Below are 9,572 nucleotides of genomic sequence, written 5' to 3'. Positions count from 1 at the left end.
TGCCTGACCCGCGGCACCGCCTACAACGAAGAAACCCACGTCAGCAACCGCCAACGCGTACTCGCCGCCTGAGGTTGACAGAAGGTGTCTCATCGGTCGTCCTCGCGCAACTGGGTCAGCACCGCGCTGGTGATCTCGGCCTGCGCCGCCGTGCCGTCGAGCCGGATCCAGCCCAACTCGTCCGACAGCGCGTCGAGCGCCTCGTGGCTGCGCTGCTGGAAGGCCAGGAACGACTCCTCGTCGCCGTAGCCGCTCTCGTAGTCGCTGCGCAACCGTTTGCGGCTCAGCGCGTCCTGCGGCCGCACCGCGAGGTAGAAGGTGCGATCGGGTTCCGGGAACCCCGCCGCCAGGCTGCGCAGGACGGCCGGATCGCCGCCGTGGGCGACTTCGGTGGCGTAGTACTTGTACCAATACGCGTTCGCGAGCATGATGTCCGCGCCACGCTCGGCGGCCAGGTCCAGTGCCAGCTGCATGGCGTGGAACAGGAAGTGCGCGCGGCTGAGCGGAGTGAGCAACTGGAGGTAACCGTAGATCTCCGCGGGACTCCCCCAAGGGAGTTTCGAGGAGACCTTCGGGTCGAGGAAGGCGTCCCAGATCGTCACCGCTGCGACACTGTGGCCCTGCGCCTCGAATTCCGCGGCGATCCTCGCCACCTGGGTGGTCTTGCCCGAGCCGTCACCGCCCGCGAGACAGATCAGGCGTTTACGTGCGGTCAGTGTCGTGTCCTTTCCGGAGCCGCGCGTCACGCGAGGTGATGCGACAGGATCTGCCACCTCCGTGGAGGTTTCGGGGAGAGCGGGGGGCGGCGGTGCGTCCTCCTCCGGTCGCGCGCGAGCGGCGGCGTCCGCTCGCCGGTGATCCGCGGACGGTTCGCCGCCCACGGGGGCCGCGACGGAGTCCGCGTCCAGGATCCGCACCACTCCCGCGCTGCCGTCGATTCGGATCCGCTGACCCGATCGCACGACACTCGTGGCGCCCGCCACATTCAGTACGGCGGGGATGCCGTACTCGCGTCCGATCACGGCGGCGTGCGACAGCATGCCGCCCACCTCGGTCACCACACCCGCCACCAAGCCCAGCGCGGGAGTCCAACCCGGGTCGGTGAATCTCGTGACGAGGATGTCGCCGTCGCGCAATTGGTCGATGTCGGTGAGCGCGGTGATCACCCGCGCCGTTCCCTCTGCGACACCGGGACTGCATCCGAGGCCGGACAGGTCGCCGTCGGCGACGGCGCGCACCGCGGCCACGGTCACCCCGCCACCGAGTTCGTGCGGCGGCGTGAGATCGCGATAGGCCGCGTACATCGCGCGGCGGTAGGCGATCACGGGCGCGAGGTCCGCCGCGTCCGCGCGGCCCACGACCAAGTCGGTGAGCTCGTGGATGGTCAGCTGGAACGCGTCGTCGGCGTGCTCGAGCGCGCCGGCGGCGGTCAAGCGCGTGCCCGCCTCCACCACGTAGGCGCGCACGACGGCGTAGCACTGCGACGAGAATTCCCGCATCCGTTCCCTGGCCACGAGGTAGCGGCGCATCCGGTCGATCTGCTTGTCCAGCGCCTTGGCGTAGCGCACCCGTGTCGTCGGACGGGCCCGGACCCGGGCTCGGACCGCCGCCGACTCGGACTCGTAGCGCTTGCGCTGCTCCACCAGCGTGGCCGCCGGGTCGGCAGGCGCGGTGCCGTGTTCGAGCATCACCGCGATCATCGATCGCACCCGCTGCGGGTCCTCCGACCAGCGCGGGCAGGTGAGGTCGAGTTCGGCGTCGGCGTGGAAGCCCTGCTCGGCGAGGAAGGCCGCGAGCGCCATTTCCCACTCCGGGCGGTCCATGCCGAATTCTCGTGCGACACGGTGCAATTCGACGATCCCGCGTTGCAGCGCCATGTGGCTGATCTCGGCGAGACCACCCATCAGGTCGATGGCGGAGCTGGTCGCGCCGGTGGCCGCGTCGACCTTGTCCAGCAGCTGTTTGAAGTCGGTCTGCACGCTCGAGTTGTGATAGATCGTCGTGAAATAGGTGCGCTCGGTCGTCGCGTGCAGGGTGAGCAGGCAGTCGGCGAGGTCGGCGGCGAAGGTCGCCTGGTCGGTCCGGGGCAGCGCGCGCACCCGCTCGCGCCACGCTGCGTACTTGGCGGGCCAGCTCTCGGCGAACGCGTCGACGGCGGCGAGCTGTTCGCGATAGCTGCGCTGCACCGCCAGCGCGACGGGAAGCGCGCGGGCGATGGTCAGCGGCGTGTTCGGCGTGCGGATCGGCCCCTCGGGGCCGTACTCGTTGAGGACCCCCAGGTCGTCGTCGAAGTGCTGTTCGTCGAAGCCGGGTATGCGCTGGAAGCACTGCTTCACCGCGCTCACGTTCCAATAGGCCCGGCCGTAGTACATCGCCATCCAGTCCGGCTCTTCGCCCGCCGCGGCCAGGCCCAGACCCTCGAAGAATCGCTGCATCGAGTACTGGAAGGCGTTGTCGTACAGCGAGAACATCATGGGTGTGCACACACGGGCCGAGACGCCGCCGTCGCGCAGGTCCGCATCGGAGAACTGGTCGATGTCGGTGCGCCAGCTGATCGCGGTGACCGCACGCGACTGCAGCAGCCACAGTGCGCCGTCGCCATCGATCGCCCATTCGATGTCCTGCGGCCGATGCCTGCGGGCCTGCACCGCGAGCAATAGCGCCGCCAGTGCTTCGGTGTCGGCGCCGCCGAGCCGGACGTCCTCGTCGCCCGCCTCGCGCGCGACCACGCCGCCGTCGGACAGCCGCAGTGTGTAGCGAGTGGGGGTGACCTGCCCGGAGACCAATCGCTCGCCCACGCCGTGACAGGTCTCCAGCACCGCGTGCTCCTCGATGCCGGTGAGCACATCGATGCTGAAACCGACCCCGGCGCAACGTGCCTCGACCATGCGCTGCACCAGGACGGCCACCGTCGCCTCGGCGTCGGCCATGCCGCGGCGGGACAGATACGCCCGCACCCGCTCGTTGCGTACCGAGGCGCGGCACCGTTCGATGTGCGTCCGCAGCGCGTCCGCGTCCGCGATGTCCAGATAGGACTCGTACTGGCCCGCGAAACTGGCGTCGTCGAGATCCTTGAGGACGCCGCTGGAGCGCACGGCCACCGGGAACCCGCCGATGGCCCGTACCCAGCCGGACAGATCGTCGTCGCCGACGCCGTCGAGGTCCAGCTCAGCGGGCACGACGAAACCGGCTGGGACGGCGAATCCATCGGTCAGCAACTCGTGCAGAGTGGCGGCCTTGCCGCCCGCCCGAGCGGGGGCGAAATCGGCCGCGCCCAGGAACATCGGGGCGGACGCGGTAGTCGGAGTGATCACGGTGGTGGCTCCTGTCGGCAGCAGAACCGGGCGCAGGTCGTGACGAGCGGCCAGACTTCGTGCCGCGCGGACACCGGCCACGGTGAGCACGCCGTAGGACGGGCTCGCGGTGCGCGGCTCGAAGCCGAGCAGCAGCGTCTCGGCCATGCACGCGTAGACGATTCCGGCGGGCAACCCGGTTTCGGGTAGGGACGGGGTCTGGCCGAGCGGCAGCGCCATGCGGCCGCCGTCGACCAGGGTGAGATGCGGATGCTCGGCGACCGCCGGGTCCACGTCGCCCGGTACGGCCAGATCGCAGACGAGCACCGGGTGGTGCGCGGCGAGATGTCGCGCGGTGATCAGCGGCCGCGCCGAGTTGGTGGCGGTCACGACCACCCGGCAGTCACGCAGTGCGGCCAGGTCCTCGCTCACGACCACCTCGCCGGGCAGCCCGGCGGCCACCCGGCGCAAGCGCGTCCCCGCGCCCGGCCTGCCCACCAGGACCAGCGAATCGGCCAGCGGAGCGACTAGTTCGGCCATGACCGCGCCGATGTTGCCGAGTGCGCCGAGGATGCCGACCCGCCGCTGCCCCGGCGGCAGCGCGGCCAGTTCGGCGCTGAGCACCTCGTAGGCGCAGGCCGCGGTGAGCGAATTGCCGGAGGTGACCGTAACGGCGTCCTCCGTCACCTCGCGTGCGGCATCGGTGACGATCGAGGTGTAGCCGCCGAGCCCGATCACCGTGGCGCCGGCCGCGATCGCCTGTTCTACCGCGTGCCACACCAATTCGCGCACGTAGGTCCGCTCGCCGGCACGCTGATGCGCCACGATCTGTTCGGCGGTCAGCGGCAGCGCGAACACCATCATCTCGGCCTCGGCGCCGGTGGGCGAGGAGATCGTCCGCCTGGTCAGTTCGAAGGGATCGGCGACGGGGCGCAGACGTTCGAGCAAGGCGGCGAATTCCGAGTCGCTCCAGCCATCCAGCTCGGGGGCGAGCCTGCGCAGGTCAGCGGACTCGGGCAGGTTCGCCAGGAACGCCACCTTGGTCGGCGCGTGCGGGTCGCGCGCCGGTGGCATATCGGCGCGCCGTGGCAACGGAGCCCGCTCCGTCACCGTGGGCTTCGTGGTGACGGGAGCGGCCAAGTGCGCCAGCAGTACGTCGTATCGCCCACGGTGCAGCAGTGCCGCGACGTCGTCCAGCGCCGCCGCCAGCCGCGCCATGTCGCCTTGGGTGATGAACGCCGAGGGCTGGACGCGCAGGGTGGTCGGTGCCGAGAGGGTGGGCAGCACGCGGATCGCGTGCCGGTGCAGGAGGTATCCGGCGACCACGTAGCCGAACATGTCGGGCGCGCAGATCTCGCGCAGCAGCGCCGATTCCGGCTCCGGCGCCCGCAGCTGCACGCCCTGCAGGAGCCCGTGCCCACGCACCGCCACGATTTCTCGCGGCCAGCGGCGGGCCACCTCGTCCAGCTGCGACCGCAATCGCGCTCCCGCATCGCTGATCCGGAGTTGGTTGTCGCGCACCAGGTCCAGCGCCGCGTCGGCGACCGTCGCCGACAGCTCGTCGTCGGCGAAGGTGGAGGTGTGGTAGCGACCGAAGTCGGTCACGGCGTGCGCACGGTCCACCAGCAGCGCGGCGATCTTCACCAGTCCGCCGCCGAGCGATTTCGACATCAGGTAGTAGTCCGCGCGCACACCCGAGGGAGCCGACGCCAGGAACGTGCCGGTCCGGCCCATGCCGCACTGGATCTCGTCGAAGACCAGCGCCGCGGTGTGCCGATCCGCGAGTTCCCGCAGGGCGCGCAGGGTGTCGGCGGGAACCTCCCGCACACCGCCTTCACCTTGGACGGGCTCGGCGAACACCGCCGCGACGGGCGACAACCGCCGCCACGTGCGCACGGGCGCGCCGTCGGCGCCGAAGCTGATGACACCCACGGTGCACAGCTCGTCGGCGAACGCGCCGGCCACCTCGTCCGGCGCCCAGGTGCCGAGCCGCCACCGCGGCGGGCCGGGCACCACCAGGTCGGCCGGGGTATCGGCCTGTTCGGTCAGCGCGAAGGCGCCGGCACTCTTTCCATGGAATGCGCCCGCGAGCGAGACGAACACCGGCCCGCGCTCACGCAGCCGCGCGATCCGGCCCAGCGATTCGGTGAGCACGACCGCGGCGGTCCGCGATTCGGCGTCCCCGGCGGGCGCGGACGGGCGCACATCGTGCAAGCGGTCGCGGCGCAGCCGGCGCAGCGTCCGGCGTAGCTCGGCGTCCAGTTCGCTCAGGGCGCGCGCGTGCGCGACCGCCGCGTGCCGGATCGCCGCCTCGACCGCGTCGGCTCCGGTGGAACCCAATGTCACCACGTACTCCCGGCCGGTAGACGCACCGACCGACTCGGACAGCCGCCGCGCCAACCGTGCGGCGCCGGGCCGGACACTGCCCTGCGCCACGAATGGCACCTGCTGGTTCAGTGTCGCGGTCGCGGCACGTACCAGCGCCGGATGGTTGTGACCGAACAATGCCGCGCCGAAGCCGCCGACGAGATCCAGCACCCGGGTCCCGTCCGCGCGGACGAGATGGTCGCCCTCCGCGCCGGTGTACATCACGTCCAAGTGGCAGGCTCGCAGCAATCCGGCCAGGCCGGGTCGGTTGTAGTCGGCGAAATCGCCGAACGAGTCGGATTCGGTACGCGGCAACTGTTCTTGCCACCCCGCGCCCGTGGTCACGCGCGCGCCTCGGCCCGGGTGTGCCGCGTACGGGTCGTCTTCGCCGAAACGCACGCGATCACATCGCGCGCGGTGTGCAGCATGGCCGCCTCCTCGTCGGAGATCGCGATGCCGAACTCCCGCTCGAGCTCGATCACCAACTCCACCGACCGAACCGAATCCAAGCCATAATCCAGCAACGGTGTGTCCGGTGCTATTTCGACCACGTGCAGACCACGCGAGAACATCATGAGAACTCGTTCGGTCAGGGCATCGAATTCATTCATTCAGCGCCTCCTTCGTCGCGCGCCAGACCTTTCCACCGGCGCGGAACATCTGTGCCGATCGACGGCCAGCGGGCCGTTCGAGACCGGATATACACAGTTCATCGCAGGTTTTTGCACCCGCAGATTCCGCGCCCACTTGCCCTCCGATATCCGCGAACGGGACTGTCGATTCTCGCCGCTCGTCTTACCCGTGCGGCGTGCCACGACACCGTCCCGCGTTCTCACAATCTGTACACCCGCACTATGCGGGCTGCAATCCGAAACCCGTTGCAGAAAAGCATGTTTCGCCGGAAGGCAATTTTTCAGACAACTTCCTCGACTATGTTTCCGGAAACAAAGCCACGCACCACGGAAACCAGGCCGAGAAACGCACTGTCCCAGACGACTTGACAGCAGGGCGAGCGCAGTGGATTTACGTCACCTGTCACCGCTCGACACAATAAAGTGCCCGTTTTTGGAAACTGTGCAGTTCATGCGGCATTCATCCACTGGACAAGCGGGAATAAATACCAACCTATCGGTATTTAATACGCGAACTCCCCTTACCCCATCGCGGCCAGAACATGAAGTCACGTAACGACGTTTTTACGCTGCCCGCCAACGTGTTTCACCCATCGGAAGACCAGCTAACTCCTGGACCGCCACCGGCGTGTGACGCCTCTCATTAGCGGCGGACAGTATGCGTAAATGCTGTGACCGACCACAATCGGCTCACGCGCCCTCTAGGGCGGTTCATACCGAGTGCAGTCCCGGTGGGCTGCCGTCGTGTCGGATATCGCGATTAATCTGCCGGGCATGGTCAACCCCGATACGGCACTGCGCCGCCTGCTGCGCGAAACAGGAAAACTGCTACAGCCGTATGGGTTCCACGGCATCGAGCCCACCTGGACACGAGTCGAGGCGCGCGGCGTCGCGTCCGTCGGCCGTACCCGCGTGACCCGCACATGGACCGACGGACAACAGGTCCTCGGCTTCGGGCTGACCTGGAGGGCCACCCCCACCCCGTGGTGGGAGTACTGCAACTGGCGCAACACCCGACTGGGCCTGCCCCACCTACCGCTGGAATCGGCCACCGGCCCCGACCTGATCGACACTCGCTCGCTGTCCGATGAACTGACCACGCCGTGGATCCTGCGGCTCGACCCAGCCCAACCGGGCCAGCAAGCGTTGCAATCCGACATCGACGCCATCCGCGGCCAACTTCCCCGCCGCGTGCACGCCTACGCTCGCAGAGCGCTACGGCTGCTGGAAGCCGATCACTACCTCGACGAGTTGTCCTCCCAACCGGATCCGGGCATCCGGACCTGGGAAGCGATCGTCGTCCTCCTCGCCGACCGCGGACCAGGACCGCGCCTCGATGAGGCCATACGCCGCTTCCAACAGTGCACCACGGGACCGGACGCCTCGGCCTACGCGGACGAAGTCGTCACTTACGCACGCACCCGAACAGCGGTCGGCGAAATCGCCTGCGAGCGCTGAGTATGCGGATCGCGCCGGTGATCCGGCGATAATCGCGCCGATCAGGCTGGGGCCCATCTTCGGCTCCCGGCGGCGCGGGCGAGGTCGCCCCGGCCGGCGCGGCCACTTCGGAGCGGCGCAGTCCGGGGACACGACGGTTCGGCCCGGCGGGAGACCGGCCCGGTCCGGGGGTCGACCGGGCATTGCCACTTCGACAACGGCATCTGGTCGCCGAGGTGTGAGCCGAACCGTCAGCGGTATCCCGGCGCCGAGCCGTGCACGGCGGACCCGCACCCGTGCGCCGCTTCCTGCCCGAATTGATCGACCTCATCCTCCGCGGCGACATCCATCCCGGCGAGGTCTTCGACCGCACCCTGCCCCTCGAGGAAGCCGCCGAAGGCTACCGCGCGATGGACCAGCGCCGCGCCACAAAGGTCCTGCTCACCCTCTGACACCTCGGGCCGCGCGCGATGCTTGCTCGGGATCGACGGCACCGCGCTGGTGGTGTGCGGAGAGGATGCGCGTCCTCGGCGCCGGCCGCACGGCGACTCGAAGCTCTCGGGTGGATTCCGATACCGCACCGCGCGTGAAGACGACATCGGTGGGTAGGCCACGAACGTGACCGAACCCGGAAACAAGAAGGCACCCGAACTGGGCGACCAGACCGATACCTCCCACCCCGACGACTTGGACCTCGAAACCTACGAAACCCCGCGGGATGAAGACCGCAACGAGGAGGAGGGCGCGATGGAGCCGCCCGACTGAGCACCGTTTCGCCCATGGCGACAGGGGAATTCCGGCCCCATGGGTATTACCGTCGCCGTCACCGGACCGACCGGTGAGATCGGCATCTCCGCCGTCACCACACTCGAGCGCGACCCGGGAGTGGGCCGGATCCTCGGCATGGCCCGCCGCCCCTTCGACCCCGCCGCGCACGGCTGGACGAAGACCGAGTACCGGCGCGGCGACATCCTCGACCGCGCCGCCGTGGACGCCTTGGTCGCCGACGCCGACGTGGTGATCCACCTGGCATTCGTGATCATGGGCTCACGGCAGGACAGCGCACGCGTCAATCTCGAGGGCACCCGCAACGTCTTCGAGGCGACGGTGGCCGCCGAACGAGCCCGCCGCCTCGTCTATACCTCCTCGGTCGCCGCCTACGGCTACCACCCGGACAATCCTTCGCCCCTCACCGAGGACGTTCCGCCGGAGGGCTCGACCGAGCACTACTACTCCCAGCAGAAGGCCTCCTGCGAGGCCGCGCTCACCGAGATCACGGCGGGCTCCGACCTCGAGGTGTTCGTGCTGCGGCCGTGCATCGTGGCGGGTCCGAAGGCACCGGCCCTGCACGACCTGCCGTGGGCGAAACTTCCCGGCCCGGTGCGCGCTCTGGCCCGAGCCAATCCGCTGTTCAAGCCGATCGTTCCCGACCCTGGACACCCCCTGCAACTCGTCCACCACGACGACATGGCCACCGCCATCGCACTGGCCGCCACCGCGGACGCTCCGCCCGGCGCGTACAACATCGCGGGCGACGGCACCCTCAGCCTGTCCGACGTGGTGACCGCGCTGGGTGGCAGACCGGTGCGCGTCCCCGCCTTCGCCGCCACGGCGACCTCGACGGCCCTCACCTATCTCCCCTTCGTGCCCGCCACCCTCGAGTGGTTGCACATCGTGCGCACCCCCGTCGTCATGGACACCAACCGCGCGAAGCAGCATCTCGGCTGGAAACCGGCGTACACATCGGCCGAAACCCTCGCGGCGCTCGCCGCCACCCGCTGACCCCGGACGCGATTCGCCTGCTGTGCGCTCAGACGGAAGTTCCCAGCCGTCGTCGGAACTA

The 9,572-nt window shown here is 69.2% G+C and carries 5 protein-coding genes and 1 pseudogene; 4 read left to right on the top strand and 2 right to left on the bottom strand.

Annotation, left to right across the window (positions count from 1 at the left end; genetic code table 11):
* Positions 1-89: 89 nt before the first annotated feature.
* Both ACWEO7_RS16105 and ACWEO7_RS16100 read right to left on the bottom strand, forming a co-directional pair.
* The gene (locus tag ACWEO7_RS16105; RefSeq protein ID WP_452424043.1) at positions 90-6,005 is read right to left on the bottom strand and encodes an aminotransferase class III-fold pyridoxal phosphate-dependent enzyme; all 5,916 of its coding nucleotides are present in this window, start codon (positions 6,003-6,005) and stop codon (positions 90-92) included.
* Positions 6,002-6,271: an acyl carrier protein gene (locus ACWEO7_RS16100; protein WP_452424041.1), complete on the bottom strand. Its 270-nt coding sequence runs from the start codon at positions 6,269-6,271 to the stop codon at positions 6,002-6,004. The genes ACWEO7_RS16105 and ACWEO7_RS16100 overlap by 4 nt, the downstream gene beginning before the upstream one ends.
* A gap of 795 nt (positions 6,272-7,066) precedes the next feature.
* On the opposite strand from ACWEO7_RS16100, the gene ACWEO7_RS16095 reads away from it, so the two are divergent.
* From ACWEO7_RS16095 to ACWEO7_RS16080, 4 genes and pseudogenes are all read left to right on the top strand, one after another.
* On the top strand, positions 7,067-7,750 hold the full coding sequence (locus tag ACWEO7_RS16095) for a hypothetical protein (RefSeq protein WP_452424039.1): 684 nt from the start codon (positions 7,067-7,069) through the stop codon (positions 7,748-7,750).
* Positions 7,751-8,010: 260 nt separating this feature from the next.
* Positions 8,011-8,181, top strand: a pseudogene (locus ACWEO7_RS16090) (zinc-binding dehydrogenase); the annotation flags it as partial.
* A 166-nt stretch (positions 8,182-8,347) separates the two neighbouring features.
* Positions 8,348-8,494: a hypothetical protein gene (locus tag ACWEO7_RS16085; RefSeq protein WP_452424038.1), complete on the top strand. Its 147-nt coding sequence runs from the start codon at positions 8,348-8,350 to the stop codon at positions 8,492-8,494.
* A 39-nt stretch (positions 8,495-8,533) separates the two neighbouring features.
* Complete coding sequence (locus ACWEO7_RS16080) at positions 8,534-9,511, top strand: NAD-dependent epimerase/dehydratase family protein (protein ID WP_452424036.1); 978 nt, start codon at positions 8,534-8,536, stop codon at positions 9,509-9,511.
* Positions 9,512-9,572 lie beyond the last annotated feature (61 nt).

This window comes from Nocardia sp. NPDC004260 (assembly GCF_053603155.1).
Note: the sequence above shows the minus strand (reverse complement) of the source record. Positions and strands in the feature narration are given on the sequence as shown.

Excerpts from the sequence above, each read along its gene's own strand:
- ACWEO7_RS16100 (WP_452424041.1), bottom strand. The coding sequence starts at position 6,271 with ATGAATGAATTCGATGCCCTGACCGAACGAGTTCTCATGATGTTCTCG.
- ACWEO7_RS16095 (WP_452424039.1), top strand. The coding sequence starts at position 7,067 with ATGGTCAACCCCGATACGGCACTGCGCCGCCTGCTGCGCGAAACAGGA.
- ACWEO7_RS16080 (WP_452424036.1), top strand. The coding sequence starts at position 8,534 with ATGGGTATTACCGTCGCCGTCACCGGACCGACCGGTGAGATCGGCATC.